Genomic DNA, 26,340 nt, shown 5'->3' on the forward strand with positions numbered 1-26,340 from the left:
GCGAGCGGTCGGGCGACTTGCTATCGCGCGGCGGCGTGGCTTTCAACCGACCTCGCGTTTCAGGGGGCGCGCCAGAAGGCGCTGGATCGCCCCGTCCACCGAAAGTTCATGGGACAAGACCGCCGCGACCGTATCCACGATCGGCGCCTCGATACCCTTGTCCTGGGCGAGGCGCGCGGCGATCGCGGCGGTGAAGACGCCTTCGGCGAGTTTGAGCCCGGTGAGATCGTCGCCGCGTCCGAGCGCCATGCCATAGGCGAAGTTTCGCGATTGCGGGCTCGAACAGGTGAGCACCAGATCGCCGAGACCGGAGAGCCCCATCAGCGTCTCCCCGCGACCGCCCAGCGCTTCGCCGAGCCGCCGCAGCTCGACGAAGCCGCGGGTCACGATGGCCGCCTTGGCGGACGCACCGAGCGCGCGACCCGCCACGATGCCCGCGGCGAGCGCAAGCACGTTCTTCAGGGCACCGCCGGCCTCGACGCCGCGCATGTCGCTGGTCGCGTAGCAGCGCAGGGTTTCGGTAGAGAGATGGCGGGCGAGGTCGTCCGCGGCGCCTTCCTCGGACATGGCGACCGTCACGGCTGTCGGCAGGCCGCTCGCAACGTCGGTGGCGAAACTCGGACCCGAGAGGATACCGATCGCCTGCCGGGGGCGGAGGTCCTGCACGCACTCCGACATGAAGCGACCGGTCTTCCGCTCGATGCCCTTGGCGCAGAGAACCAGCGGAACCGTTTCGTCGAGATGCTCGCCAAGCGCGGCGACGGAATCGCCGAGGCCTTGAGCCGGCACGACCATCAAGACCGTTTGCGCGCTTTCGAGTGCCTCGGCGGGGTCCGTGGTGGCATTCAAACCGTCGGGAAGGGCGATCTCCGGGAGATAGCGCTTGTTTCGATGATCCTCAGCGATCGCCCTGGCCGTCGCCGGATCGCGGGCAAGGAGCGTCGTCTCGTGGCCGGCTCTGGCGTAAAGCGCGCCGAGCGCCGTGCCCCAGGCGCCGGCGCCGACGATCGCAAAGCGGCTCATGCCTTGGCTCCTCTGCGGCCATGGCCGACCAGCGGCGCGGCGTCGCGGTCGAGCGGCCAGCGCGAGCGGATCGGCGTGTCGAGCGGATCGGTCAGGCCGGCTTCGAAGCGTTCGAGCCCGGCATAGGCGATCATCGCGGCATTGTCGGAGCAAAGGGCGAGCGGCGGCGCGACGAGACGCGCGCCGGCCTTTGCGCATTCGGCCGAGAGCGCGGCGCGGATCCGGCTGTTGGCGCCGACGCCGCCGGCGACGCCAAGGACCGGCTCGGCCTGATCCGGATAGAGTGCGCGGAAGCGGACGAGCGCGCGGCCGATCCGGTCGGCGACGGTTTCGGCGGCCGCGGCCTGAAAACTCGCGCAAAGATCCGAAACGTCCTGCTCGGACAGGGGCGCCGCATCTTCGGCGGCCAGCCGCAGCGCGGTTTTCAGGCCGGAGAAGGAGAAGTCGAGCCGGGCTTCGCCCTTCATCGGACGCGGTAGGGAGAAGCGTTTCGGATCGCCGGCGGCGGCCATGCGCTCGACATTCGGCCCGCCGGGATGGGGCAGTTCGAGGAGCTTGGCGGTCTTGTCGAAGGCTTCGCCCAGCGCATCGTCGATGGTCGTGCCCCAGCGCTCATAGGTGCCCAGACCCTTCACCAGCAGGATCTGGCTGTGACCGCCCGAGACGAGAAGGAGGAGATAGGGATAGGCGAGGCCATGCGAGAGGCGGGGGGTCAGGGCGTGGCCCTCGAGGTGGTTCACGCCGATGAACGGAAGATCGCGCGCGGCAGCGATCGCCTTGCCGGTCATGGCGCCGACCATCAGACCGCCGACGAGGCCCGGCCCGACCGTCGCCGCCACGGCGTCGAGCGCATCGACCGTGACCGTCGCCTCAATCAGCGCCGCCCGCACGACGCCGTCCAGCGCCTCGACATGGGCGCGCGCGGCGATCTCCGGTACGACCCCGCCGAAGGCCGCATGTTCTTCGATCTGTGACAGGACGACATTGGAAAGGATGGCCGGCTCGGCATTTTCCGTGCGTGTCACGACCGCCGCGGCGGTTTCGTCGCAGCTCGTCTCGATGCCGAGGATCAAGGGATGGTTCATCACAGGGTCCGAATTGCTATTTGGCCGGCGAGGCGCGATGTTCCACAAGATCGGTCGCCCCGCACTCGATTTTTAGGGTTGTTTCGGGCGGTCAGGGGGAAAAGCGGCCGCGTCGCGGTGTTTTGAAGGGCGGTGGACGCGATTCCGCTTCGCCGAGTGAGCGCGGTTCACGAATGAAGAGGTTCAATTTTGGCTGACAAGCTGATTCGGATCGGCACGCGCGGCAGTCAGCTCGCGCTGGCGCAGGCGAGCGAAGTGCGGGCACGGCTAATGGCGGCCCACGGTTTGCCGGAGGAGGCGTTCGCAATCGAGGTGATTTCCACCTCGGGCGATCGCATTCTCGACCGGCCGCTGTCGGAAGTGGGCGGCAAGGGGCTGTTCACCAAGGAAATCGAAGTCGCGCTTCTGGAGGAGCGGATCGACATCGCTGTGCACTCCTCGAAGGACATGGCAACAGCGCTTCCCGATGGCCTCAGCATCTCGGCCTTTCTGCCGCGCGAGGATGTGCGCGACGTCTTCATCGGCAAGGCGGCGCCGACCATCGAGACACTGCCTGAGGGGGCGACCGTCGGCTCCGCGTCGCTGCGCCGCCAGGCGATGATCAAGCGGATGCGGCCGGACCTCAACGTCATCATCTTTCGCGGCAATGTGCAGACCCGGCTGCGCAAGCTGGAGGAGGGCCAGGCGGACGGCACGCTGCTCGCGCTTGCGGGTCTCAACCGCATGGACATGGCCCATGTGGCGACGGAGGTGCTTTCGCCGGAGCGGTTTCCGCCAGCGCCGGGGCAGGGGGCGATCTGCATCGAAAGCCGGCTGGGCGACGAGCGGGCCGACGGCCTCGTCGCCGCAATTTCGGACCAACCCACCATGGTCGCGCTGACCGCCGAGCGGGCCTTTCTGGCCGAACTCGATGGGTCCTGCCGCACGCCGATCGCGGCCCACGCCACGGTGGGGGACGACGGGACCGTCTCGCTCCACGGCCTCATCCTCAAGCCGGACGGCAGCGAGATGCACGAAACCCACCGCACCGGCGTCGTCGAAGATGCCGAGATGATCGGCCGGCTGGCAGGCCGGGACGTCCTCGCCGCGGCAGGTCCGGATTTCTTCGAAGGCTGGGCGGCTTGAGCGGGTTTTCGGGCGCTTTGACGATGCAGTTTGGGCAATGGCCCGGGTCCTGATTCTTCGCGACGCCGAGGCGGCGGCCAAGACGGCGCAGCGTGTGGCCGACCGAGGGCACGAGCCGCTCATCCTTCCTGTGGAAGAGACTGTCGTGCTTGACGGGTTGCCGCCAGAGATCGCCGAGGGCGAAGCCTGGGCCGGTTTCGCGGCGACCAGTGCGCGGGCCATCCCCTCGCTGGCGGCCGCCCTTTTTGGCGACGCCCGGCCGCTTCTCGCCGTCGGCGAGGCCACGGCGGCGGCGGCGCGGGAGGCCGGGTTCCCTCATGTCTGGACCGCGTGCGGGAACGCCGCGGAGATGGGGCATCTCGCCCTGACGGCGGGCCTGAGGCCCGGGGACCGGCTGCTCTGCGCCGTTGGCAGGCGGCGCACCGGCACGCTGGAGTCGGCGCTGGATGCGGCCGGCATTTCCTGGTCGACCTGGGAGGTCTACGAGGTGCGGCCACGACTGCCGAAGCGATCCCTTGTCAGCGCGGCGCTAGAAGCCGGACCAATCGACCACGTCCTGCTGCTCTCGGTCGGCCAGGCGGAGGGTTATCAGCGGATGCTGGCGGCGTTTCCCGAGCTTGGCGAATGCAAGGCTGCCATCCTCGCGCTTTCGCCGCGGATCGCCGCCGCGCTGCCGGCCGATCTCGCCCGCTCGGCACGGATTTCTGCAAAGCCAAGTCTTTCCTCGCTTTTCGAATGGCTTTCCTAGCCTAGATCAACAGCGCAATGTGAAGACGGCGCTTGCACCACGGGCGCGAATGGAGGACCAATAGGTTCGACGAGGAGAGCTGCGCAGCCGGCGAAATCCGATGCGCAGGCTTGATGGTGAGCATGGAGCTGACGCGATGACCAACCGTCCAAGGCGGTCGAGACCGAACAAGACGCGCGGCCAGACGATTGATCTCAAAGCGGAAAAGAAGACGACGGTGAGCGAGGGCGAGAAGAAGACCACGGCTGCGGACGCAAAGCCCGATACGGATGCCGGCGCGCCGAAGGACGAGACGCCGAAGACTGCCCATCCGGCCGAGCCCGCGAAGTCCGGCGCCACCGGAACCGCCTCCTCGGAGAGCGCTTCCAGCGAGGCGGCAAAGACGGCCGCTGCGATGAAGGAAGCCACCAGCTCCAGCGGCAAGAGCGACACCAAGGCATCCGTCCCGACGGCGGCTTCTCCCGAGGCGGCTTCGGCGAGCAAGCAGGCCGAGGACGCCAAGACGGAGGGCGGGACCGGGAAGGCCGAAGACACCACGAAAGCCGACGAAACCAAGAAGGCGGGTGACGCCGGGAAGAGCGGCGACGTGTCCAAGGACGCCAAGAAGGAGGACGATACGGCGAAGAAGACCGCCGCGACATCCGCAACGGCAGCCGCGGCGGCCAGCAGTTCGGCCCCGACGAGCGCCAGTTCGAAGCCGGCCGCGAGCGGCAGCACCGGAACCGGTTCGACGACACCTTCCTCCAGCGGTGCGGCAAGACCGTCCGCGTCTTCAACCTCTTCCCCTTCAAGGCCGACAGGAACGCCATCGGGAACGCCGTCCCCGGCAGCGACCTCGACCTCGTCTTCGGGCAAGGGGGGCGGCGTCGGCATGGGCGGGCTGATCGGCGCCGCGGTGCTGGGGGCGGTGCTCGCACTTGCCGGAGCGTCGCTGTTGGCGGCCAATGGATGGCTTCCCGGCTTTGGCACGGGAACCGACGAGACGGCCGAGCGCTACGTCACCGCCGAGACGGTGGACGAACTGAACGGCGAGATCGCGACCTTGCGCGAACAGCTGGCCGCGCTTCCTGCCACTTCCGCTTCCGGCGACGGAGCCGCGCCCGCTGTCGACCTGTCGGGTATCGAAGGCCGGCTGGCTGGTCTCGAAGAATCGACGGCCGGAATCCCCGGTGTCCTCGAAACCGCCGACAATGCCGCCCGCACCTCGCAGGCTGCTCAGGAGTCTGCCGAGAGCGCGACAAGTGCGGCGACGACCGCAAGTGAGACCGCTTCGGCGGCACAGCAATCTGCCGATGCCGCCCGAACGGCGAGCGAATCCGCCCAGTCGGCCAGCGAACAGGCTTCGACCCAGGCGGCGGATGCTGTCGAGCGGGCGAGCGAGGCGGTCGAGACCGCGCGCAGCGCGCAACAGGCCGCCACCAATGCCCAGCAGGCCGCGGGCAACGCCCAGGAAACGGCAAACAGCGCGCAGTCGACCGCTCAGGCGGCGACGGAATCGGCCGCTAACGCGGCGGAAGCCGCGGCGGCTGCGCAGTCCACCGCCGATGGTGCGACCGAAGCCGCCAACGCCGCCAACGAGGCGGCGGCTGCGGCAAGCGACAAGATCGATTCCGCCGTCAGCGATCTCGAACAGCGTCTTGCCGCGATGGAAGCGGCCAATCAGAAAGCCGAGATCGCATTGGCTGCGGCGAATCTGAAATCCGCGATCGACTCCGGCGGTCCGTTCGCCCAGCAGCTCGAAACCTATGCGACGGTGGCCGGTGCGGGCGAGACGACCGAGAGTCTGCGGACCTTCGCGGCGGAAGGCGTCCCCTCCGAGCAGCAACTCGCCAACGAATGGCCGAGCGTCGAGGACAGGATCAACGCCGCGCTGTCGCCGCCCGACCCGGAGGCGCCGGTGAGCGATCAGATGCTCGCAGGCCTGCGATCGCTGGTGCAGGTGCGGCCGGCCGGACCGGCCCCGCAGTCTGAACAGGGCGGCGACGCGATCCTGTCTCGTCTGAACGCGGCGATCACCTCTGGCGACCTTGAGGCGTTCCAGTCCGAGTGGCAAACGCTTCCCGAGCCGGCCAAGGAGGCGAGCCAGGAGTTCGCCGACAAGGTGGATGCGCGTCTGACGGCGCAGGACATCGTTTCCCAGACGCTGAGCGGTGCGCTCACGACAGAATCCGGGGAGGCCGCGCCGGCGAGCGCCGAGCCGGAAAACCAGGGCTAATCTTAGGAAGATTGTAGATACATGCTTCGCATCCTCGCCTTCTTTCTCGTCGTCCTGGCCGCATCGCTCGGATTCGGCTGGCTGGCCGACAATCCCGGCTCCGTCTCCTTCACCTGGCAGGGGCAGACGGTCGAGACCACGATGATGATCTTTCTGATCGTCCTGGCCGCCCTGATATTCTGTGTCCTGGTCGTCGTCTGGCTGATCGCCGCCTTCTTCCGGGCGCCGCACTCGGTCGGCAACTGGTGGGAGGGGCGCCGACGGGACAAGGGCTACAACGCGCTGTCGAGCGGCATCATCGCGGCCGGGGCCGGCGACGCCATTCTGGCGCGGCGTATGACCAAGCGCTCCGACAAGCTTCTTGATTCCCGGCGCGAGCCGCTGATCCGCTTCCTCGATGCGCAGACCGCAATGATCGAAGGCGATCATGCGCGGGCCCGGTCGGTGTTCGAGGAGATGGAGCGTGATCCCGAGACGCGGCTTCTGGCCATGCGCGGCCTGTATCTCGAAGCCGAGCGCGTCGGCGATGAAACGGCTGCCCGGTACTATGCCGAGCGCGCAGTGCGCATCGCCCCGCATGTGCCCTGGGCAGGCGGTGCGGTTCTGGAGAGCAAATCGCTGGCGCACGACTGGGATGGCGCCATGCAGATCCTGGAGGCCCAGAAGAACACTCGTCTGATCGATCGCGACGAATCGCGCCGCACGCGCGCCGTCCTGCTGGCGGCCAAGGCCATGGAAACCGCCGAGGCCGATCCAAAGACAGCTCGCTCGGCGGCACTCGAGGCGCATCAGCTGGCGCCGGAACTCGTGCCCGCCGCGCTCGTGGCGTCCCAGGCGCTCCTGCGGCTTGGCGATCTGCGCAAGGCAACGAAGGTGCTCGAAAAGAGCTGGACCTACGGTCCGCATCCCCAGATCGCCGATGCCTATGTGTCGGCGAGGGCCGGCGATTCGGTCGATGATCGGCTGAAGCGGGCACGCCATCTACACGATCTGCGGCCCGGTCACGTGGAATCATCTATGTGCTTGGCACGAGCCGCGCTCGACGCCAATGATCTCGCTCTGGCGAGAAAGTCGGCTCTCGAAGCGGCCGAGATCGAACCACGCGAAAGCGTCTATCTGCTGCTCGCCGATATCGAGGAAGCCGATACCGGCGAAGTCGGCCGTGTCCGCGAATGGCTGGCGAAGGCGATCCGCGCGCCGCGGGACCCCGCCTGGGTGGCGGACGGCGTCGTCTCCGACGAATGGGCGCCGGTCTCTCCGGTCACCGGTCGGCTCGACGCCTTCGAGTGGAAAGCACCGATGTCGCGGGCGCGAGGCGACGTTCCGGTGCTGGAGAATTCCCGCGAAGAGGAATTGAAGACGATCGAGACGGTTTCGGACACGACGCCCGCGGACGACAAGACGGCGTCTGCCAGTGCTGCCTCGACCCCGGCCAACGAGTCGCCCAACTCGTCGACAGCGGCCGTGCCGGCTGCGGCTACTCCCGCCTCGTCCAATGGCGAAGCGAAGGTCATCGGCAAGTTCGACCCCAAGCCGGAGCGCACATCGAGGCCTGCAGGCGAGGAGCCGGCCCGCAATGGTGGGACGCCTTCGCAGGCGACCACGGGATCGAGCGCCCATGAACCGAAGCCGGCCGCCGGCCCGACCCATGAGGAACGCAAGGAAGCCCGGTTCGGCTGACCGCCGGCTGGAGCATCTTCGGGAAGCTCGCAGGGATTGGCGCTTGGATATGCCGGGGGCCGGCGGCGCGAGGGTCCGTCGGCGCGAGGCTTCGTCGCAGCCGGAAACTTTTTCCCTATGCCGGCGGTTGTTCCCATCCAATGTGCAAGCCGCGACGCATGTCTTTGGGTCGGACCGGAAGGTTGAGTTGACAGTTCGTTTCTGTCTCCCACCACCGCCGATCGTGATTTGCGGGTGTGAACTTCGGTCCCGCGGCCTTGCATCAGACAGAGCAGTCGTGGGCGAACTGAGCGAGAGCCATCCACCTGAAGCGGCCTCGGGCTTTGACGCAACCCGCAACCAATCATCGATGGAGCGGCATGTTCGAATCGATCAAGAATTTCATGCGGTCGATCGCGGCGGTCGAAGACGAACGTCCAGCCGCGGACCCGGCGGACGATCTGCGGGTCGCCTGCGCCGCGCTTCTCTTTCATATCATCGACGCCGACGGAACGGTCACGGAAGAGGAGCGTCAGCGCCTCGACGAGGTGCTGGGCGAGGAATTCGGTCTGTCGACCGAGGAGGCGTCGAAACTCGCCCATGACGGGCAGCGCGCCGATCAGCTTTCGGTCGATCTCTATCAGTTCACCTCGGTCCTCAAAAACCGGTTGAGCGAGGAACAGCGGGTTCGGTTCGTCGAACTGCTCTGGGAAGTCACCTATGCCGACGGCGAGGTTCACGAACTGGAAGACAATCTCGTCTGGCGCATCTCGGAGCTACTCGGCGTCTCGACACGCGATCGCATGCTGATGAAGCGCGAAGCGGCGAGCCGGGGCGGCTTTGCCGATTGAGAGGCAGCTGGCGCCCGTCTCCGCAGCGATCGTCTCTGGACACTGGTCGCCTCCCCATGTGAGAACCGAAGGCGGCCACGCTTTCTTGGCGTGAACGACAAACCACCATTCCCCGAGGCCAATGGCGTATCAGGACCACGCAAAGACCGCCGACCGGAGTGCGGCAGAAACCGCCTTGTCCCACCGCTATGTGCTGGACGGCAGGGACACGCGCCCGGTCCTCATCGTTCTTCATCAGGAGACCTCGACGCCCGGGCGTGTCGGCCAGGTCCTGGAGCGTCACGGCGTTGCCCTCGACATCCGGCGCCCGGTCATGGGCGAGAGCTTGCCCGAAACGCTGGACGACCATCGGGGCGCCATCGTCTTCGGCGGTCCGCCGAGCGCGAACGACACCGACGACTACATCCGCCGGGAGCTCGACTGGATGGCCGTCCCGCTTCGCGAGGAGAGGCCGTTCCTCGGCATCTGCCTCGGTGCGCAAATGCTGGCGAAGCATCTGGGGGCGGACGTTTCCTCCCATCACGAGGGGCTGGCCGAAATCGGCTACTATCCGCTGCGCTCGACCCCCGAGGGCCGTCAGGTGGTGCGCCACTGGCCGGAGATGATCTACCAGTGGCACCGCGAGGGCTTCGACCTGCCGCATGGCGCGAAGCTGCTGGCGGAAGGCGAATGGTACCCGAACCAAGCGTTCCGGTATGGACCGGCGGCCTATGCCGTCCAGTTTCATGCGGAACTGACCCTGGCGATGATGCATCGCTGGACGACGAAGGGCCATGAGCGCATGACGCTTCCCGGCGCGCAGGCGCGGCGGCAGCACTTTCACGGTCGGGCGATCTACGATCCGCCCGTGCTGCGCTGGCTGGAAGCCTTCCTCGCCCGAACCTTCGGGCATCGCCTCGACGAGTGAGCCTGAGGCGAGGGCGTCAGGCCTCGCCGAGATCTGCGGGTTCGGGCCGGCGCTGGCAGACGGTTCGCTGCGGCTATCGACCTTTCAGCAGCGTGGCGGCGCGTCGCAGGGCGAGTTCGTAGCCCTCCGTGCCGAAGCCGGCGAGAACGCCGTCCGCACGCTGCGAGACGTAGGAATGATGTCGGAAGCTCTCGCGCTTGTGGATGTTCGAGATATGGACCTCGAACACCAGACCGTCATAGGCGTTGAGCGCGTCGAGGATCGCGACCGAGGTATGGCTGTAGGCACCCGGATTGATGATGATCGCCCTAGCCGCCTCGCGGGCTTCGTGGATCCACTCGATGATCTCGTATTCGCGGTTCGACTGCAGGAAGCGCACCGTGTGGCCGAAATCGGCGGCGAGCGCCGCCACCGCTGCCTCGACGTCCGCCAGCGTCTCGTGGCCATAGACCTCGGGCTGTCGCTTGCCGAGAAGGTTCAGATTCGGACCGTTGATGCAGAAGATCGTCGCCATGATGCGTGTTTAGGCTCGCCGGACCCGCAAAGGCAAGCGTCGGCTCCTTGCGGGAATGTCGGGGCAATCAGTCGAGCGAGAGAGCTTTTTGCAGGCGACGGCGGGCCAGCCGCAGGGTATTGCGGGCGCGCTGGGTGCGCAGGATGCCGCGTGCCGCGAGTTCGACGGTTCTGTCGCTGCCGGGCTTGAGGCCGATGACATAAGTCGCGACAGGAATGCGCGAGGACCAGAACCGGTTCATTACGAAGTGATCCGGCATGGCGCAGGAATCCGCCTGGCTCAGCGCGGGATCTGTCAGGATCGCGCGGGTCGCCTCGCATACCACCTGCTGACCCGGCGAAGCCTTTGCGAGCGTCTCGTCATAGGCCATTTTCCAGGCGAAAGCCTCATTGCCGTCGATGAGGGTGACAAGGCTCGCCACCGTTCTCTCGCCAACACTAAGGGAAAAGATCCGTGCGCGGCCCTCTGCCCCCAGCGCATTGACCGCCTCGCGGGCGAAGGCGGCGCGATAGCGGTCGAGCACCATGGCGCTGCGGGCCTTGCCTTTCCATCCACGTGCTTCGAGATTGAGAAACTCTTCCAGAGCGAGACGCACCTCTTCCGGTTCGCGCGCGACGTGGAAGGAGACCGGGCCGAGGGCTTTCAGAAGCCGTCGCTGCCGGCGCAGTTCGCGCAGCCGCCGCGCTGACACGGGCTGCTCGAAAGACGCAGCGTCATCGGACTTCAAAAGCCCGGCGCGGGTGAACTCGTTCACCGTCCGGACCGGTAGTCTCGCGGCGTCGGTCACGCTTCTCAAGACCTCGGCGAAGGACCCGTCGGTCCGCGTCTCGGGCAAGACCAGGACTTCAGGCATCGAAACGTCGGCGGCCGTCAGCATCTGGAAGAAGCTCGCGAGCGTGTCGTGAGGATCGTCGCTGTCGAGCGGCAGGGTGCCGAGCCGTCCGAACGGGTGCGCCCAGGCACGGATGATCGGAATGCCGCGCAACGGAAACGTCCGCTCGGTGGTGTAAGGCATCAACAGGCGCAGACGGCTGCGTGACGGTCCCTCGTCGCGCACGACCATGAGCCGCACGCTTCGTTCGTCGAGGCGGGGCATGGCGGGTACCAGAAACCGGGGATCGAAGAACACGTTCGGTTCGATGGCCCGGCGCGACAAATGCTTGAGTTCGTCGATCAGGGCGAAAGCGGCTTCCGGCCGGTAGACCGAAAAACGCCGCGTCGCCCCGCTCCGCGGGACGGCAATGTCCATCTCCGCCGGAACGTCGTCCGTCGCGCTGCGGGAAGCCTCGTCGGCCATCGGAGCAGACTGGACCGCGTAGGGTCGTTCGGCCTGCGGCGCACGGACGACCAGGGGCTTCCTCGGATTGTCGTTCTTTTCTGCGACCGCGTTCGACATTTCTACCACGCATCATGCGAGAATCTGAAAGCGCCCGCCGAATGGCCAGCGGAGGCTCGAATCCGTCTTCTTGTCGGCGCCCGAGACCGAGCCCATGGCGACCGCGCAGTCGCGAATGAGGCCCGCCGTTCGCCCATGATGGGGTCGAGGTCTTAAGATTTGGTCGCAGATGCCTATAGGGAATCCGATGTCCGCAAACGGCCGGTTCAAAACCTCCCGCTCGATATTGCCTCGCCCGGACAAATTCGACACGGTCGGCACATTCATTGGATGATTCTTACCGCGCGATGCGACTTCGACGGCACATCCGGTATGTTCGCATCGCACTTTTCACCGCGATCGCGACGTCCGCCCTGGCGATCCTGCTCTTTGGCTGGGTTGGTGGTTTTTATGCGCTCACCGGTGCCTCGATCGGTGGCGCGCGCATGACTCCCTCGACGGCGATCGGGTTTTTCCTCCTCTCTGCCGCCATCGCGATCCTGGACCTGCTGTGCATGGACATGAGGAGGGGCCGGGGTGCGATTGCGATCGGGATCGTTTCTGGCGTGGTCGTCCTGGTGGTTCTGGCTTCGTTCGCCGGCGGCAGCGCCGGCAGTCCGTTGGATGGCCTCCTCCTGAGCCTCTCCTTCAGCACGGGAGAGCGTCCGTCAGGCTATCTCTCGCCCGCGACGGCAGCCTGTTTCTTCTGCGCGATCGCAGCACTCGGGGTGCGAAGCTCATCCTCGGATCGGCTTCAAAAGGCATTTACCCCCTTGGTTACGTCAGGGCTCGCCATCGGGTCCGTCGCGCTGGCAAGCTATCTGGTCCAGCCGACCGCCCTCCGCGACGTTGACTTCTTTGCCGCGATGTCGCTGCAGACGGCGGTTCTCGCCGTTCTGCTTTTCATCGGCCTCATGCTCCTCGCCGAGGATCGCGGATGGATCTGGCTTTTCTTCGGCAGTGGGGCCGGCAGCAAGGGCGCGCGGCGTCTATTTCCCATTCTGATCTTCGGGCCGCTCTGCGTCGCCGTTCTGGCGTTGGCAGGATCGCGTGCCGGCTGGTTCGACGAGGATTTTCGCGTCGCCTTTCTGGCGGTGATGATGATGGCTGGCGGCCTCGCGGCATTGCTGGCGACGGCCAGGGTCCAGAACCGCAACGAGCTTCGCCTGAAGCAGTTCATCGCGGAACTCGAGGCGGCCAATTCCGACAAGAACGTCCTCATCCGCGAGGTCTACCACCGCGTGAAGAACAATCTGCAGCAGATGGATGCGCTGTTGTGGACCGAGGCTCGCAAACACAAGGACGTGAGTGTGCGCGATTCCTTCGACGCCATGAGCAGCCGGGTCCGCGCCATCGGTCTCGTGCATCAATTGCTGCTCAAGCGCGAAAACCTCTCGACCGTCCAGCTCGCCGCCTTTCTCGAAACCCTGGTCGAGACGATTGCGAAGGCCGGCGACCTGGACGGCCGAAAGGTCACGATCACCGTCGAGGCGAGCGCTGACGAGGCCTCTCTTTCGACGGCGACGACAATCGGACTGCTCGTCAACGAGATCGTCTCCAATGCGGCGAAGCATGCTTTTCAGGGGCGGGAGACCGGACAGATTCGGGTGTCACTCACCGAGGATGCCGAAGATCCGGAATTCCGGCATCTTGTGGTCGAGGACGACGGAATCGGCATGGGGACGGCGTGGCCACCGGATCCGCGGCAAGGTGGCACGGGTAGCCGCCTGATCAGTAGCCTTGTCAAGCAGTTGCGAGGGAGCGTACAAATTCAGGAGAAAGGGGGGACGAAAATCATGATTCGCTTTCCACGATCTCTTCTGCAGGAAGCCCGCTAGATGTCTGCAGGAAAACGTATCGTGATCGTCGACGACGATGTCCTGATCGCCTCGTATCTCTGCGACGTGTGCGAAGACCACAATGGAACTGTCGTCGGCATGGCGCATCGCGCGGAAGACGCGCTCGATCTCATCCTGGAGACAAGACCGGAATTCGTGTTGATGGACGTTCGGCTGGGCGGCCCGCGGGACGGGGTCGACATCGCCACCGACGTTTACCGGCACACGCCTGACATCAAGATCGTCTATGTGACCGGATCGAGCGAGCCCCAGACGATCCGGCGGATCAACGCCGATCACCCTCACACGATCTTGATCAAGCCGATCGCACCGGCCCAATTGGTCGAGGCCCTCGGGATCGGCTGATCCACCCGCTCAGCCCGAGAACCCGCCTTCGTCGAGAAAGGCCTGCTCCTCGGCGGTGGTGTCGCGGCCCAGAACGGCATTGCGGTGGGGAAACCGCCCGAAGCGGGCAATGATGTCGCGATGATCCTCGGCGAATTTGACGTTTTCTGCGTCGCCGATCTGCTTCATCCATTCCACGCACTCATCCTGGTCGGCAAGCGTTTCGGAATGCATGAGCGGCATGGCGAGGAACTGGTTGACGTCTTCGGCCACGGTCTCGTGATCACCGCGAGCGAGCGCCATTTTGCCTATCTCCAGCGCCTTGTCGTCGGTCGCAAAGGCGAGAGGCGAGTCGCGGAACATGTTGCGGGGAAACTGATCCAGAACGATGACAAGGGCCAGTGCGCCATTCGCCTCCCGCGCCCAGCCTTCCAGGTCGCCGCGTGCCGCCATTTCATAGATGTCGCCGAAACGCCGCCGGATCGTCGCGTCAAAGGCCTCGTCCTTCTCGAACCAGCGCTTCGGCCCGGCCTCGCGCCAGAATTCGACGATCGTCTGGGGATCAGGAGCGTAAGACGACATGACGCGGCCTTTCGAAAGTCGTTTGAAATCCGTTCGGCCCATGGCGCCGAACCGGCAGGACGTGTGATCAGAGGGCGGACTGGAAATAGGAATGACACGGCGCCGAACAATGCATGGGACGTCTGATGCGTGAACTGGATCTTCGAGGGCTGCGCTGCCCGCTGCCGGCGCTGCGCACCCGCCGCTGCCTCGCCGATCTTGCGGCCGGCGAGCGGGTCGCGGTTCTCTGCGATGATCCGCTCGCGGCGATCGACATCCCCCATCTCTGCCGGGAAGAGGGGCATGCTCTGGAGGCCGAGGAGACCCAGGGAACCGCGAAACGTTTCGTCGTGATGGTCAAAACGGCCGATGGTCTGTAGGGAGCGCGACGGGCTCAAGCCGCCCGCGGTCAGCCAAAGCGCATCCCGGGAACGGCGAGCGGATTGTCTTCGAGAGCGCTGCGGTCGGGCGCATCGGGCCTCGCCCCGCCCGTGAAGGCCGCAAAGAGATCGCGAACATAGCGTTCGTCCAGGCCCTGGCCGATGAGGACGATGCGGGTTCCGGGCTCTGAACGTCCCGGCCAGGCGGGCAGCTGTGCCGGCGGATGCAGATATCCCTGGACGCCGTGCAGGACGAGGGGCCGCGCCGGGTCCTCGCGCAGCAGAACAACGCCTTTCATGCGCAGGATGCGGGGACCTGCCGTCTGGGTGAGAAGGTCGAGAAAGCCTGAGACCGCGTCGAAGGCGATTGGTGTCGCGGTCTCCAGCGAAAAGGACCGGATGCCGTCATGCCGATGGTGGCCATGCGCGGAATGGGCGTGCTCATGGTGGCGATGGTCGTGGCCGTGGGCATGATCGCCGCCCGACTCCGGGGCTGAGTCCGGCTCGATTGTGGGCCTTGTCTCTGTTCCCAGCCATGCAGCAATGTCATCAGTGCGGGACAGTGCGTCCGACACGCCGCAGCCGATGAGCGCGTCCTTGGCGGAGGTGATCTCGATCGCGTCGAGAATGGGCGCTCGCGGATTGACCGCGCGGATCGCCGCCCGAGTGGTGGCGACGGCCTCGCGGTCGGCGAGGTCGCTCTTCGTCACGATGAGACGATCGGCGACGGCCACCTGGCGCCGGCTGTCGCTCTGGGCATCCAGGGTCGCAGCACCGTTCATCGCGTCGACGACCGTCACGACGCCGTCGAGCGCATAGGCTTCGAGAAGCGCCGGGTGCGACATCATCGCGGCGAGGATCGGGCCAGGGTCGGCCAGCCCCGTCGTCTCGACCACGACGCGTTCGAGCGCTCCGGCGCCCTCCGGGCGTGGCGCAACCGCGAGATCGACGAGCGTCTGCACCAGCTCGCCGCGCACCGTGCAGCACAGACACCCGTCCGACAGCGAGATGACGCCATCGCTGGAGACCGCCTCGATCAGCAGCGGATCGATCGCCGCCTCGCCGAACTCATTGACGACGACGGCGGTGTTGCTGAGTGCGGGATCCTTGAGGAAACGATTGAGCAACGTCGTCTTTCCCGCGCCGAGAAAGCCCGTGAGGAGGGTCAGGCGGATGGGCGGTCGTTGCATCGGGTTCCCCGTTTGCGGGTGCTTGTTCAGTTCGCTGCGCCTTGCCGCGCGTCGCCCGCGGCATGGCTCGTCCTCAGCTTGAAGTCGATATCGAGACGCGGCCCCTTGCGGGCAAGGGGGCTTTCGATCCCGCGCGGAAACGCGGTGTCTCGATCCCCGCCGGAATAGGCGTTCGCCGCTGCGGCCACGTCTCCGCGACCGGTTGTTGACGGACCGAGACGGCTTTCTTCGTTTGCCGGCTCGGCTGGCTGCGAGCCGTCAGCCGCGGGTTCGGCCGGGGCGGTGTCAGTTGCAGCCGGTTCGGCCGTGTCCTCTGCAGCGGGGTCCGTTGCGTCTTCACCTGCGGCGAGATTGTCGTTCGCAGGCGGGGGCGTCGGACGCGGGGTCGGGATCGGAATGCCGTAATTGGCGATGATCGAGACGCCCGGCGCGACCTCGTCATTGCCCGCCGCACCACCAAGGCCGACATTCACGGTCACCGGCGCCCGGTTCAATTCGGTGAGATAGGGGGAGCCGAAGACCTCCTCCCGCTCCTTTTCCGCGACCCGGTCGTTGGCCCGCTCGGTTCGCCCCTCCTGCGAACAGATGTAGTCGGAGGTGTCGAGCGGTGCGCCGGAGGAGGTGGGAAGATCGGTGACCGTTTCGGTAACTTCGTCGAGATCGGCCTGGAAGCCAGCCTGAAGGATTTCGGCCGAATTGCGCTCGCGTTCGATCGTTCCGTTGGCGCCGAGAACGACGGCGATGAGCGTTCGTCCGTCGCGGGTGGCGGAGGAGACGAGGTTGAAGCCGGATGCGCAGATATAGCCGGTCTTCATGCCATCGGCGCCGTCAAACCGGCCGAGCAGCTTGTTGCCGTTCTTCATGAGCGATTTGCCGTTGGAAATCGCTTCCGTGCCGAAGAACTCGCTGAAGGCGGGGAATTCCCGCCGGATCGTCATGCCGAGGATCGCCAGATCCTTGGCCGTGGAGTACTGGCCTTCTCCGGGAAGCCCGTTCGGATTGATGAAACGCGTGTCTTCCATGCCGAGCCGCTTCGCCTCGGCATTCATCATGTCCACGAAATCGCCGAGCGAGCCGCCAGCGAGCGATTGCCCGATGGCAACCGCAACGTCGTTGGCGGACTTCACCAGCATCATCCTCAGCGCATTGTCGAGGCGGATGACGGAGCCGGGCTTGTAATCCATCTTGCTCGGCGGTTCGTCGGCGGCCTGCCGGGTCACGATCACCGGCGAATCGAGCGCAACCGTTTCTGCCCGTAGCGCCTTCAGCGCGAGATAGGCGGTCATCAGCTTGGTCGTGGAGGCCGGATAGCGGCGCTCGGTGGCATTCTGCCGGGAAAGGACCTTCCCGGTCTCGACGTCGACGACGATGGTCGCGAGGGGATGGTCGACCGGCGTTTCTGGCTCCGCCGGAGCCTCCGCGTCGGTGCCGGATGGCTCTGCGATCTGGTCCGCCTGCTCGGCCGGAGCCGCCTCCTCCGTCTGGGCTGCCTCCTGAGCCAGTGCCGGTGTGGCGACAAGGCCGGACATCGCCGCCAGGGCGAAGAGCATGGCCGCAAGGGCGGTCTTGAACCGCGATCGGGGCTTCGTCACGCTATGCTCGCTCCTATTTGCTGTCATGGCAATTCGCAGCAGAATGGCTCCGGCGTTGCTTGTTGACATATCACTCGCCGTCATGTCGCATTGCAGCATCTTGTCAGCCAGAAGAAATGCATATGATGCCGCCTCGGTTTTGCGCGATAGGTTCGAGGCGGTCAACGCCAACGCCGGGACGGATCGTGACGTTCCCCTCGGCGAGCGGACTTCGCGGGACCAGCGGGGCGAAAGCATCGATCGCAGTTTCCTCCTGGCGCGGGCAAGGTGACGGGACAACATATCTCTGCGAAGTCGCGCAACAGTTTTGGCAAGAATTATACGGGGACGAGGATGCCTGTCAGTAACCGGATCGCTGCACTGCGGCCCGAACTCGAGGCGTGGCGGCACGCGCTGCACGCCGAACCCGAGCTTCTCTACGACTGCGAGGATACGGCGGCCTTCGTTACCGAAAGGCTCGAAAGCTTTGGTTGCGACGAGGTGATCACCGGGCTCGGACGGACGGGGGTGGTCGGTCTGATCCACGGCCGCGATGGCGCGGGCGGACGGATGATCGGGCTCCGGGCTGACATGGACGCCCTGCCGATCCTGGAGGAGACCGGTCTGCCCTATGCCTCGAAGCGCTCGGGGATGATGCATGCCTGCGGCCATGACGGGCACACGACGATGCTGCTGGGCGCGGCGAGGAGCCTGGCCGAGACCCGGGGATTTTCCGGCACCGTCGCGCTGATCTTCCAGCCGGCGGAAGAGGGCGGCGGCGGCGGCAAGGCGATGATCGACGACGGTCTCTTCGAGCGCCTGCCGATCGCAAAGGTCTACGGCATGCACAATCTGCCTGGACTTCCCGTCGGCTGCTTCGGGATGCGCCACGGATCGATCATGGCCTCGACCGACGAGTTCGTCATCAAGCTCAAGGGGCGGGGCAGTCATGCCGCCCTGCCGCACCGTTCGGCCGATCCCATCGTTGCCGGCGCGGCCCTCGTTCAGGCGCTGCAGCCGATCGTTTCGCGCAACACCGACCCGCTCAAGTCGCTGGTCGTCTCCGTCACGCAGTTCCACGCCGGATATGCCCACAACGTCATTCCGGAGACGGCGGAAGTCTCCGGCACGGTGCGGGCGCTCGATCGCGAGATGCGGGATCTCGCCGAGCGCCGCATTCGCGAGATCTCGGCCGGCATCGCCGCCGTCCATGATCTCGACGCTGTGGTCGAATACGACCGCAACTATCCGATTACCGTCAACGATCCGGCCGAAAGCGATTTCTGCGCCGAAGTTGCGGCAGAGATCGTCGGCGCTGCGAAGGTCGATCCGAACGCGCCCCCGCTGATGGCGGGCGAGGATTTCTCCTATATGCTGGAAGAGAAGCCGGGCGCCTACGTGTTTGTCGGCAATGGTGACAGTTCCGGCCTGCACACTGCCACCTACGACTTCTCCGACGAAGCGCTGGTTTATGGGGCGAGTTACTGGGTGCGGCTGGTGGAGCGCGCTCTGCCGGCCCACTGAGTTCGCCGCCGCTCGGTGGGCAGAAACGTTTGGCTGCGGCGGCGCGGCGATGGCCGAGTGATCTGAAAGGGTCCGATCCATGCTTCTTCCGAAGGACCCGGTGAATGCCTTCCTGCCCTATCCGCCGGTCGAGGTGGAGAGTGCGGCCGACGGCCCGCTCGCCGGCCTGACCCTCGGCATCAAGGACCTCTTCGACGTCAAGGGATACCGCACCGGCTGCGGCTGTCCGCTCTGGTTGGCACAGAGCGAGGTCGCGTACGAGACCGCACCGGCGGTTCAGCTGCTCCTCGACGCCGGCGCCCGCTTCGTCGGCAAGACCCATACGGACGAGCTAGCCTGGTCGCTCTATGGGTTGAACGCGCATTTCGGCACGCCGATCAATAGTGCCGCGCCGGACCGCATTCCCGGTGGTTCGTCCTCCGGTTCGGCGGCCGCAGTCGCGGCGGGTCTGATCGATATCGGCATCGGCAGCGATACCGGCGGCTCGATCCGCGCGCCGGCGAGCTTCTGCGGCCTGTGGGGAATCCGGCCGACCCATGGCCGCGTGTCGCTCGAACGCTGCATGCCGCTGGCGCCGAGTCTCGACACCTGCGGGATCCTCACCCGCGACCCCGAGACGCTGCTGAAGAGCGCTTCCGTGCTGGTCGGGGAGGATCGGACGCCTTTGCCGACATCCGTTCGATTCCTTCGGCCGGTCGACATGATTGCGCGGCTGGGCGCGGAGCAGCGGGCGGTCTACGAGGCGGCTTGCGAGGGGATCGAGACGCAGGATGTGACCGTCTATCCGGTCGGCGGTTCAGACCGGCTCTATGAGACCTTCCGGATCCTCCAGTCCCATGAGGCGAAGCGGACGGTCGTGCCCTTCATTCAGGCCTCCGGCATGCCGCTGCTCGGCGGGATCGCGGATCGGGCGGCCTTTGCCGCGAGACTCACAGAGGCAGACGAGGCGGCCGGCAACGCGGTGCGCGGACCGTTTCGCGCGGCGATGAACGCACTCCTTGGCACCGATGGCGTGCTGCTGGTGCCGCCGGTCCATGACGCGCCGTTCCATCGCGATGCGCCACCGGCCGTGCTCGAGGCGTTCCGGCACGATGCGATGAAGCTGCTTTCCGTCGCAGGTCTTGCCGGCCTGCCGCAGTTGGTCATGCCGGCCGGAAAGGTGGGCGGGGCGCCATATGGCGTGTCGCTGATTGGCCCGCGCGGCAGCGATGTTTCGCTGGTGCGGCTGGCGGGGAGCATGTTCGCCCACTGAGCACGGCATTCTCGCGTGCGCGGCCCGTCGCATGACATGTGCCACGAGGGAACGCGCCGCAAGGTGGGACTGGCGTTACTCTGAACGTGTCTGGACGTTGCCCAGGATGGACGGCAGCGGTCTTTCGAAGGTCTGCACGCTGCGTTTGTAGCCCGCGATCGGCGTGGCAATGCGGCGAACGGCGTCGATTGCGTTTTCGGCATCGAGGATCAGCAGATCGGCTGGCTGTCCGACCTCGGGCGCCGACAGCCGTTCTCGTCCCAAAACCGCTGCTGCGCCGTCTGAGATCATTGCGAAGGCAAGTTCCAGATCTGCGTCCGATCCTAGTTGCGCGACATTGGCGTAGAGATTGGCCATCCGGATCAGCGAAGCGTCGCCATAGGGCGTGAAAGGGTTGAGGACATTGTTCGTGGCGAGCGCCGTGCGTACGCCCTTCTTCGCGAGGAAGTGGGCCCGCGTCACGCCGCGCGGCACGAGATGATCTGCGTCGCGGCCGTTCAGATAGAGGTCGGTCGCTGGCAGGACGACGACGCCGATGCCGGCCGCAGCCAGGCGATCGGCGAGTTCGCCGAACCGATCCGGCCTCATGGCGGAGAGCTTGGTGGCGTGGCCGACGCTGACGCGGCCTTGCAGTCCGCGCGCTTCGACTGCCTTGATCAGGGCTGGCAGGTCGGAGTTTTCGGGATCGAGGTCGAAGTCGATATGGAAGTCAGCCGGCACGCCGAAGCGTTCGGCAAGATCGAGGATGAGAGCGATGTGGCGAACCGGATCGGGATCGGTGTAGGGGCAGCCGCCGACACTGGTGGCGCCCTTTTCGAGGGCCGACACCAGCAGATCGCAAGTCGCCATCTCCTGCGTCAGACCTTCCTGGGCGAAGGCGCAGAGATCGAGGTCCATCGACGCGGCATAGTCGCGCTTCAACTGGAGGAGGGCGTCGAAGGACCGCAGGTCCACGCGGGGATCGGTCTCGACAAAGCTGCGCATGACCATCGTGCCGTTGACGATCGCCTGGCGAAGAACGGATTCGGCGCGGCGATATACGTCCTCCTCGCCGAAATCCGCCTTGGCGGCGGCGGTCAGCGTCACCGCTTCCTTCAGCGTGCCTTCGCAAATCGGGCAGCGGTCGAGGATGCCGGCCTTGTCGAGATGGATATGAGTTTCGACAAGGCCGGTGCAGACGAAGCGGCCTTCGGCCGAACGATCTGGGGGTCCTTCGGGAAGCGCCCCTTCGATGGCGGCGACTGATCCCTCCCTGACGCCGATGTCGACGGGGCGGTCGCGCCCGTCGATCCGGGCGTTGCGAAGGATGAAGTCGAACATCGCGCAAGCCGCCCGTTCAGCCGAGTTCGAAGCTCGTCACGCCGAATATCCGATCGAGCGGCAAATGGGGAGGTGTGCCGCGAACCATGCGGGCGGTTTCGAAAACCGGCGACAGGCCGTTTCGCGTGGCGAGATCGATCGCGGCAGCGTTCGGCTCCGGCACGTCGAGGGTGACGGACTCGCCCGGCGGGACTGCGCGGATCAACGCGGCGAAAAGGTCTGCGGCCGATTCCGGGGTGTCGGCAAAGAGCGGTCCGATCTTGAAGCCCACGCGACAGGGGCGGATGACCCCGTAACCCTTCGGGGCGCCGTCAGGCCCGTCGACGATCTTCGCGACATGACCTTCGGCGGACAGCCAGGTGCGAAGGAAGGTCGTGCGGTCCACCCCGAAATGCGCGGCATCGAATCGTGCCAGCGCATCGAAGTCGTCGTCCGTGATCGGGCGGCCGGGCCCTGAAAGCTCGGCTTTTGTCGTCAGCGCGCCCTGATAGCGGATGTTTCGATGCTGGAATACGAAGCCGGATTTGGCGTAGTTCGCCTGCTGGTCGACGACGCCATCGAGCCCAATGGAGCGGTCGCCAAGCCGGGCGATGCCGGCCTGCCAGAGCGCCCAGCCGATCCCCCGACCGCGCAGCCCGGGCCTCACGATGTAAAAGCCGAGAAAGCCCTGGTGCTCGCCATAGGCGACCACCGAGATCGAGGCCGCAGGCTCACCGTCCAGAAGCGCCATCAGAAAACCGTCCGGGTCGGCGGCGCGAAATGCCTTTGCGTCCTCCAGCCCGGGATTCCAGCCTTCCTCCGCCGCCCATTCGACGGCAATCTCCATCTCTTCAGGCGACATCGGCCGGATGGCCAACTTGCCTTCGGGAGCCGGCGCCATGGTCACGAGCCCGCTTCCGCGATCGGCGCGCTTTCGGGCTCGGCGAAGCCGCGTTCCTTCGGGCGGGGTCGGGCGTAGCCCCCGCGCTTCGATGTCTTCAGGCCCAGAGAGACCGCGCCTTCCATGAGCTTCACCGCGGCCGAGACGCCCTCGACGACGGGGACGCCGTGCCGCTCCGAGAGGCGTTCCGCGAAGGCGGCCATGCCGGCGCAGCCGAGAACGATCGCCTCGGCTCCGTCTTCGGAAATGGCCTTTGCGATCTCGTCTGAAATCCTGGCGTCCGCCGCCTTGGGGTCGTCTTCGAGCGCGAGCACGGGAAGTTCCGAGGCGCGCACGCCGGTGCACAGGGAGGCGAGCCCGGCGCGCACGAGATTGTCTTCGAGGATCGGCACCGAGACAGCGAGCGTCGTGATCACGCCGAAGCGCCGTGCGACGAGGCTCGCCATCCGGGCGGCGGCCTCGCCGATGCCGATGACCGGCCCGGTGAGTACCGATCGGGCGGCTTCGAGGCCCGTGTCGTCGAAACAGGCGATGATGTGTGCATCCGCGCCGTCGCGCTCGGCGATCGAAAGCGCGTGGAGGAGGCCCGGCACGGCAAGCACTCCGTCCACATGGCCTTCGATGGAGACCGGACCGGCATCGTTCTGATAGGCGAGGATTTCCGTCCCGCGCGCGGCGGCCTGACGGGCGGCGAGCGCGATCGCGTCCGTCATGGAACGGGTCGAGTTCGGGTTGACGATCGATAGCCGCATCAGCGGATCTCAGTCCTCCGTCATGGCGCGGCGGCGCCGCCGGCGCTGCAAAAGGAAAAACGCGGCGAGCGTCCCGAAGATCACCGTGAACGAAACCGCGGTCACGGAGGTTCCGAGCGCGTAGATCTCCGGGGTCGTCACCGTCGTCGTCAGCGCGGCGAGTTCGAGGGGCAGGGTGTTGGTCGAGCCCATGGTCTGGCTGGAGCGTGCGATCTCGTCCCAGGAGAGGGTGAAGCCGAAAAGCGCGATGCCGATCAGGAACGGCGCGATCATCGGCAGGATCACATACCGAAAGCTCTGCCAGTTGGAGGCGCCGAGGTCGCGCGCGGCCTCCTCATAGCTCTTGTCGAGCCGGTTGAAGACCGCGAACATGATCAACAGGCCGAAGGGCAGCGTCCAGGAGAGATGGGCGCCGAGGCCGGAAGTAAACAGGCCGAGCGAGTTGCCGCGCGGCGAGACGAGGCCGATCGAGGCCAGCGCCGGCCGCAAGACGTCGTCGACGATGCGGAACTCCAGGGCGATGCCGAGCGAAACGACGATCGACGGCACGATGAGGCTGGCGATGGCGACGTAGAAGAGTGCAGTCGAGCCGAAGAACTTCTTGCGGAAGGCGAGCCCGGCCGACACCGAGATGACGACCGTCAGCACCATCACCGTCAGTCCGAGCGCGAAGGAGCGGCGGAAGGCGGTGCCGATATCGACGGTGCCGCCGCCGCCCCAGAGACGCTCGAACCAGTAGAAGGAGAAGCCGTTCATCGGGAAGGTCAGCCCGCCCGACGGGCCCTGGAACGACAGGGTCAGGATCGTGACGACCGGTCCGTAGAGAAAGACGACGAAGAGCGCGAAGAAGAGGGCCAGCGCATAGAAGGAGCGCGGGCGTTTCTCCTCGCGGGCGACGGTCTTGGCGGCCATCCTCAAAGCTCCTTGCGGATGTCGACCAGCCGCAGCATGCCCCAGATGGTGAGGAGCACCACGGCGAGAAGCACGATCGCGTTGGCGGCCGCGATCGGGAACTGCAGGAAGTTGATCTGGGTCTGGATGACCTTGCCGACCGAGGCGATCTGCTGGCCGCCCATGATGCCGATGGTCAGATAGTCGCCGGTGACGATGGTGACGACAAAGATCGAGCCGATGAGAATGCCGGGCTTCACCAGCGGAATGATGACGTTGGTCAGCGTCTGCCAGCCCGAGGCGCCGCCATCATAGGCGGCTTCGATGAGCGAGCGGTCGATGCGCATCATCGAGTTGAAGATCGGGACCACCATGAAGAGCGTGTAGAGATGGACGAGCGCGAGCGCGACGGCGAAGTCCGAATAGAGCAGCCATTCGAGGGGCGAAGAGATCAGGCCGACGGAGAGCAGGATCTCGTTGACGAGGCCGTTGCGGCCGAGAAGCGGGATCCACGAGATCATGCGGATCACGTTCGAGGTCCAGAACGGGATCGTGCAGACCATGAACAGCGCGATCTGCATGGGCAAGGTGCGCACATGGAAGGCCAGGAAATAGGCGATGGTGAAGCCGATCGCGAGCGTCGCCGCCCAGACGATGGCCACGAATTTCAGGGTCGAGAGATAGGTCGCGAAGGTCGTGCAGAGGCCGGGCAGCCTGGCGACGCAGCCATAGAAGACGTCCTGGTAGTTCGTCGTGACGAAGGCCGGCTCGATCGAATATTCGGTGTAGTTCCAGAACGAGACGACGAAGGTCGCGAGCAGCGGCAGGATGAAGAACAGGAGGAAGACGAGCGCCATCGGCGCCGCCTGGGCATAGGCGACCCACCAGGCGGTCCAACTCGTGCGCTGCTTGTCCGTCGCGCGCGACGCACCCTTTTCGGCGTTGGACGCCCCCGTTCGTGCGGGAGCGTCCATCGTGTCGGTCATGACCTCAGGCGGCAATGAACTCGTTCCACTTGCGGATCATGTAGATGTTCTCGTCCATGACGGCGTTCCAGCAGGCGACGGCGCCCATGCGCTCGTCGTAGGAGCCGCCATCGCGAACGGCGCCGGCCTCTTCTAGGAGCTTGCCGTCGGGCGCGTGGATGTCCTGTTCCGCCGGCTGGCCCTCGAACCAGTAGGCCCATTCATAGGGTTCCATGGCTTCCTTGGTGGTCTCGAGCACGGCCGGGTAGTAGCCCTGCTTGGCCAGATGCGCGCCGGCCCAGCCGGAGAGGAACCAGTTGATGAACTCGTAGGCCGCGTCCTTTTCTCGGTCGGCGATGGTCACCGGCAGGCCGAAGCCGGAAGCCCAGGCGCGATAGCCTTCCTTCAGCGGTTGGTACTTGCAGGGAATGCCCTGCGTGCGCACGGCGGTGACGGCCGGCGACCACATGGACTGGATCACGACCTCGCCGGAGGCCATCAGATTGACGCTCTCGTTGAAGTCGGTCCAGAAGGCACGGAACTGGCCGTTGTTCTTGGCTTCAATCAGCGCGGCGATCGTGGCGTCGATCTCCTCGCGGGTCATGTTGCCCTTGTCGCCATATGTCATGTCGCCGCGCGCCTCGATCGCCATGGCGGCGTCCATGATGCCGATCGACGGGATGTTGAGGATCGCGGCCTTGCCGGCGAATTTCGGGTCGAGGAGGGAGGCCCAGCTCGACACCTCGCCGTCGATCAGGTCCGGGCGGATGCCCAGAGTGTCGGCGTTGTAGGTGGTCGGGATCAGGGTGAGGAAGCCGGTCTCCTCGCCGGCGAACTCCGTCGCCTGCTCGGCCGGCAGATAGAGCACCTCGGAGGGCGCGGTGCCGTCGAGGCCGACCTTCTTGCCGTCGACCGTGCCGTTGCGGATGACGGACGCGATCTTGTCGGAGAGTTTGATCTTCGAGGCGTCGAGACCCATGATGTTGCCGGACGGCAGGAGCTTCGGCAGGGCGAAGTATTCCGTGTCCACCAGATCGAAGGAGTTCGGCTGGGTGATCACGCGCTTGGCGACGTCGTCGGTCGTGACCGCGATGTATTCGATGTTGATGCCGAGTTCCTCGCCTGCCTTTTCGGCGATGGCCGGGGACTGGTTCACGGCGGTGGAGAGGTAGCGCAGCGTCACCGGCTCCTGGGCGATCGCGGGCGTCGGAAAGGCCGAGAGCTTCCCGGCCGCCGCCACGCCCGCAAGGGCTGCCGATCCCTTCAGGATCGTCCGGCGCGACACGCCGGCCGGCTTGATGCGGGAATCTGTCATGTTGGTCCTCCGTGGTTTCTTCGGCTGGGGTTGAACTTGAAGGGAGCGTTGCCG

General features: G+C 66.0%; 24 protein-coding genes. 11 read left to right on the forward strand and 13 right to left on the reverse strand.

All coding sequences use genetic code 11. The annotated features are described in order from the left end of the window. Positions 1-42: 42 nt before the first annotated feature. Together MF134_RS07000 and tsaD are read right to left on the reverse strand one after the other, a co-directional pair. Positions 43-1,023: an NAD(P)H-dependent glycerol-3-phosphate dehydrogenase gene (locus MF134_RS07000; RefSeq protein ID WP_255338712.1), complete on the reverse strand. Its 981-nt coding sequence runs from the start codon at positions 1,021-1,023 to the stop codon at positions 43-45. Then, complete coding sequence (gene tsaD, locus MF134_RS07005; RefSeq protein ID WP_255338713.1) at positions 1,020-2,108, reverse strand: tRNA (adenosine(37)-N6)-threonylcarbamoyltransferase complex transferase subunit TsaD; 1,089 nt, start codon at positions 2,106-2,108, stop codon at positions 1,020-1,022. Before tsaD ends, MF134_RS07000 begins: the two co-directional genes overlap by 4 nt. Before the next feature lie 189 nt (positions 2,109-2,297). Between tsaD and hemC the strand changes: the two genes are divergently transcribed. The 6 genes from hemC (at position 2,298) to MF134_RS07035 (ending at position 9,613) form a co-directional block, all read left to right on the forward strand. After that, positions 2,298-3,233, forward strand: a complete 936-nt coding sequence (gene hemC / locus MF134_RS07010) for a hydroxymethylbilane synthase (RefSeq protein WP_255338714.1) — start codon at positions 2,298-2,300, stop codon at positions 3,231-3,233. 37 nt (positions 3,234-3,270) lie between these two features. Next, the gene (locus MF134_RS07015) at positions 3,271-3,981 is read left to right on the forward strand and encodes a uroporphyrinogen-III synthase (protein WP_255338715.1); all 711 of its coding nucleotides are present in this window, start codon (positions 3,271-3,273) and stop codon (positions 3,979-3,981) included. A 136-nt stretch (positions 3,982-4,117) separates the two neighbouring features. Next, positions 4,118-6,196 (forward strand): COG4223 family protein, encoded by a 2,079-nt coding sequence (locus MF134_RS07020; RefSeq protein ID WP_255338716.1) that lies wholly within the window; start codon positions 4,118-4,120, stop codon positions 6,194-6,196. 21 nt (positions 6,197-6,217) lie between these two features. Then, a complete protein-coding gene (locus MF134_RS07025) occupies positions 6,218-7,876 on the forward strand; it encodes a heme biosynthesis protein HemY (protein WP_255338717.1) in 1,659 nt (552 codons plus the stop codon). Positions 7,877-8,235: 359 nt separating this feature from the next. Further along, a complete protein-coding gene (locus tag MF134_RS07030) occupies positions 8,236-8,706 on the forward strand; it encodes a tellurite resistance TerB family protein (protein ID WP_255338718.1) in 471 nt (156 codons plus the stop codon). Positions 8,707-8,827: 121 nt separating this feature from the next. Beyond that, positions 8,828-9,613: a glutamine amidotransferase gene (locus tag MF134_RS07035; RefSeq protein WP_255338719.1), complete on the forward strand. Its 786-nt coding sequence runs from the start codon at positions 8,828-8,830 to the stop codon at positions 9,611-9,613. A 73-nt stretch (positions 9,614-9,686) separates the two neighbouring features. Here the strand turns inward: MF134_RS07035 and aroQ are convergent, their stop codons facing one another. Together aroQ and MF134_RS07045 are read right to left on the reverse strand one after the other, a co-directional pair. After that, positions 9,687-10,127 carry a type II 3-dehydroquinate dehydratase gene (gene aroQ, locus MF134_RS07040; protein ID WP_255338720.1) on the reverse strand — a complete coding sequence of 147 codons (441 nt, stop codon included), beginning with the start codon at positions 10,125-10,127 and terminating at the stop codon, positions 9,687-9,689. A 67-nt stretch (positions 10,128-10,194) separates the two neighbouring features. Further along, positions 10,195-11,523 (reverse strand): GNAT family N-acetyltransferase, encoded by a 1,329-nt coding sequence (locus tag MF134_RS07045; protein ID WP_255338721.1) that lies wholly within the window; start codon positions 11,521-11,523, stop codon positions 10,195-10,197. A 287-nt stretch (positions 11,524-11,810) separates the two neighbouring features. On the opposite strand from MF134_RS07045, the gene MF134_RS07050 reads away from it, so the two are divergent. Both MF134_RS07050 and MF134_RS07055 read left to right on the forward strand, forming a co-directional pair. Continuing rightward, positions 11,811-13,340 carry a sensor histidine kinase gene (locus tag MF134_RS07050; protein ID WP_255338722.1) on the forward strand — a complete coding sequence of 510 codons (1,530 nt, stop codon included), beginning with the start codon at positions 11,811-11,813 and terminating at the stop codon, positions 13,338-13,340. Beyond that, a complete protein-coding gene (locus tag MF134_RS07055; RefSeq protein ID WP_255338723.1) occupies positions 13,341-13,706 on the forward strand; it encodes a response regulator in 366 nt (121 codons plus the stop codon). 9 nt (positions 13,707-13,715) lie between these two features. On the opposite strand, the gene MF134_RS07060 is transcribed toward MF134_RS07055, so the two are convergent. Then, positions 13,716-14,267, reverse strand: a complete 552-nt coding sequence (locus tag MF134_RS07060) for a DUF924 family protein (protein WP_255338724.1) — start codon at positions 14,265-14,267, stop codon at positions 13,716-13,718. Positions 14,268-14,392: 125 nt separating this feature from the next. On the opposite strand from MF134_RS07060, the gene MF134_RS07065 reads away from it, so the two are divergent. Then, complete coding sequence (locus MF134_RS07065) at positions 14,393-14,626, forward strand: sulfurtransferase TusA family protein (protein ID WP_255338725.1); 234 nt, start codon at positions 14,393-14,395, stop codon at positions 14,624-14,626. A 29-nt stretch (positions 14,627-14,655) separates the two neighbouring features. Here MF134_RS07065 and MF134_RS07070 read toward each other — a convergent pair whose 3' ends face one another. Both MF134_RS07070 and MF134_RS07075 read right to left on the reverse strand, forming a co-directional pair. After that, the gene (locus MF134_RS07070) at positions 14,656-15,816 is read right to left on the reverse strand and encodes a CobW family GTP-binding protein (protein WP_255338726.1); all 1,161 of its coding nucleotides are present in this window, start codon (positions 15,814-15,816) and stop codon (positions 14,656-14,658) included. A gap of 26 nt (positions 15,817-15,842) precedes the next feature. Then, a complete protein-coding gene (locus tag MF134_RS07075) occupies positions 15,843-17,408 on the reverse strand; it encodes a D-alanyl-D-alanine carboxypeptidase family protein (protein WP_255338727.1) in 1,566 nt (521 codons plus the stop codon). 333 nt (positions 17,409-17,741) lie between these two features. Between MF134_RS07075 and MF134_RS07080 the strand changes: the two genes are divergently transcribed. Together MF134_RS07080 and MF134_RS07085 are read left to right on the forward strand one after the other, a co-directional pair. Continuing rightward, positions 17,742-18,911 carry a M20 aminoacylase family protein gene (locus MF134_RS07080; protein WP_255338728.1) on the forward strand — a complete coding sequence of 390 codons (1,170 nt, stop codon included), beginning with the start codon at positions 17,742-17,744 and terminating at the stop codon, positions 18,909-18,911. Between the two features lie 79 nt (positions 18,912-18,990). After that, positions 18,991-20,163 carry an amidase gene (locus MF134_RS07085; RefSeq protein ID WP_255338729.1) on the forward strand — a complete coding sequence of 391 codons (1,173 nt, stop codon included), beginning with the start codon at positions 18,991-18,993 and terminating at the stop codon, positions 20,161-20,163. Between the two features lie 75 nt (positions 20,164-20,238). Here the strand turns inward: MF134_RS07085 and MF134_RS07090 are convergent, their stop codons facing one another. From MF134_RS07090 to MF134_RS07115, 6 genes are read right to left on the reverse strand one after another with little or no spacing between them, the layout of a single operon-like run. Further along, entirely contained in the window at positions 20,239-21,483 is a 1,245-nt protein-coding gene (locus MF134_RS07090) for an amidohydrolase family protein (protein ID WP_255338730.1), read from the reverse strand. A gap of 16 nt (positions 21,484-21,499) precedes the next feature. Continuing rightward, entirely contained in the window at positions 21,500-22,363 is an 864-nt protein-coding gene (locus MF134_RS07095; RefSeq protein ID WP_255338976.1) for a GNAT family N-acetyltransferase, read from the reverse strand. Between the two features lie 2 nt (positions 22,364-22,365). Continuing rightward, positions 22,366-23,115 (reverse strand): aspartate/glutamate racemase family protein, encoded by a 750-nt coding sequence (locus MF134_RS07100; protein ID WP_255338731.1) that lies wholly within the window; start codon positions 23,113-23,115, stop codon positions 22,366-22,368. Positions 23,116-23,124: 9 nt separating this feature from the next. After that, on the reverse strand, positions 23,125-24,027 hold the full coding sequence (locus MF134_RS07105; protein WP_255338732.1) for an ABC transporter permease: 903 nt from the start codon (positions 24,025-24,027) through the stop codon (positions 23,125-23,127). Positions 24,028-24,029: 2 nt separating this feature from the next. Continuing rightward, positions 24,030-24,992: an ABC transporter permease gene (locus tag MF134_RS07110; protein ID WP_457589954.1), complete on the reverse strand. Its 963-nt coding sequence runs from the start codon at positions 24,990-24,992 to the stop codon at positions 24,030-24,032. 4 nt (positions 24,993-24,996) lie between these two features. After that, positions 24,997-26,286 (reverse strand): ABC transporter substrate-binding protein, encoded by a 1,290-nt coding sequence (locus MF134_RS07115; RefSeq protein WP_255338733.1) that lies wholly within the window; start codon positions 26,284-26,286, stop codon positions 24,997-24,999. Positions 26,287-26,340: the final 54 nt, after the last annotated feature.

It is taken from the genome of Jiella marina, from assembly GCF_024359545.1.
Taxonomy (GTDB): domain Bacteria; phylum Pseudomonadota; class Alphaproteobacteria; order Rhizobiales; family Rhizobiaceae; genus Jiella.

Excerpts from the sequence above, each read along its gene's own strand:
- MF134_RS07000 (WP_255338712.1), bottom strand. The coding sequence starts at position 1,023 with ATGAGCCGCTTTGCGATCGTCGGCGCCGGCGCCTGGGGCACGGCGCTC.
- tsaD (WP_255338713.1), bottom strand. The coding sequence starts at position 2,108 with ATGAACCATCCCTTGATCCTCGGCATCGAGACGAGCTGCGACGAAACC.
- MF134_RS07015 (WP_255338715.1), top strand. The coding sequence starts at position 3,271 with ATGGCCCGGGTCCTGATTCTTCGCGACGCCGAGGCGGCGGCCAAGACG.
- MF134_RS07020 (WP_255338716.1), top strand. The coding sequence starts at position 4,118 with ATGACCAACCGTCCAAGGCGGTCGAGACCGAACAAGACGCGCGGCCAG.
- MF134_RS07025 (WP_255338717.1), top strand. The coding sequence starts at position 6,218 with ATGCTTCGCATCCTCGCCTTCTTTCTCGTCGTCCTGGCCGCATCGCTC.
- MF134_RS07030 (WP_255338718.1), top strand. The coding sequence starts at position 8,236 with ATGTTCGAATCGATCAAGAATTTCATGCGGTCGATCGCGGCGGTCGAA.
- MF134_RS07035 (WP_255338719.1), top strand. The coding sequence starts at position 8,828 with ATGGCGTATCAGGACCACGCAAAGACCGCCGACCGGAGTGCGGCAGAA.
- aroQ (WP_255338720.1), bottom strand. The coding sequence starts at position 10,127 with ATGGCGACGATCTTCTGCATCAACGGTCCGAATCTGAACCTTCTCGGC.
- MF134_RS07045 (WP_255338721.1), bottom strand. The coding sequence starts at position 11,523 with ATGTCGAACGCGGTCGCAGAAAAGAACGACAATCCGAGGAAGCCCCTG.
- MF134_RS07050 (WP_255338722.1), top strand. The coding sequence starts at position 11,811 with ATGCGACTTCGACGGCACATCCGGTATGTTCGCATCGCACTTTTCACC.
- MF134_RS07055 (WP_255338723.1), top strand. The coding sequence starts at position 13,341 with ATGTCTGCAGGAAAACGTATCGTGATCGTCGACGACGATGTCCTGATC.
- MF134_RS07060 (WP_255338724.1), bottom strand. The coding sequence starts at position 14,267 with ATGTCGTCTTACGCTCCTGATCCCCAGACGATCGTCGAATTCTGGCGC.
- MF134_RS07065 (WP_255338725.1), top strand. The coding sequence starts at position 14,393 with ATGCGTGAACTGGATCTTCGAGGGCTGCGCTGCCCGCTGCCGGCGCTG.
- MF134_RS07070 (WP_255338726.1), bottom strand. The coding sequence starts at position 15,816 with ATGCAACGACCGCCCATCCGCCTGACCCTCCTCACGGGCTTTCTCGGC.
- MF134_RS07080 (WP_255338728.1), top strand. The coding sequence starts at position 17,742 with ATGCCTGTCAGTAACCGGATCGCTGCACTGCGGCCCGAACTCGAGGCG.
- MF134_RS07085 (WP_255338729.1), top strand. The coding sequence starts at position 18,991 with ATGCTTCTTCCGAAGGACCCGGTGAATGCCTTCCTGCCCTATCCGCCG.
- MF134_RS07090 (WP_255338730.1), bottom strand. The coding sequence starts at position 21,483 with ATGTTCGACTTCATCCTTCGCAACGCCCGGATCGACGGGCGCGACCGC.
- MF134_RS07095 (WP_255338976.1), bottom strand. The coding sequence starts at position 22,363 with ATGGCGCCGGCTCCCGAAGGCAAGTTGGCCATCCGGCCGATGTCGCCT.
- MF134_RS07100 (WP_255338731.1), bottom strand. The coding sequence starts at position 23,115 with ATGCGGCTATCGATCGTCAACCCGAACTCGACCCGTTCCATGACGGAC.
- MF134_RS07105 (WP_255338732.1), bottom strand. The coding sequence starts at position 24,027 with ATGGCCGCCAAGACCGTCGCCCGCGAGGAGAAACGCCCGCGCTCCTTC.
- MF134_RS07110 (WP_457589954.1), bottom strand. The coding sequence starts at position 24,992 with ATGACCGACACGATGGACGCTCCCGCACGAACGGGGGCGTCCAACGCC.
- MF134_RS07115 (WP_255338733.1), bottom strand. The coding sequence starts at position 26,286 with ATGACAGATTCCCGCATCAAGCCGGCCGGCGTGTCGCGCCGGACGATC.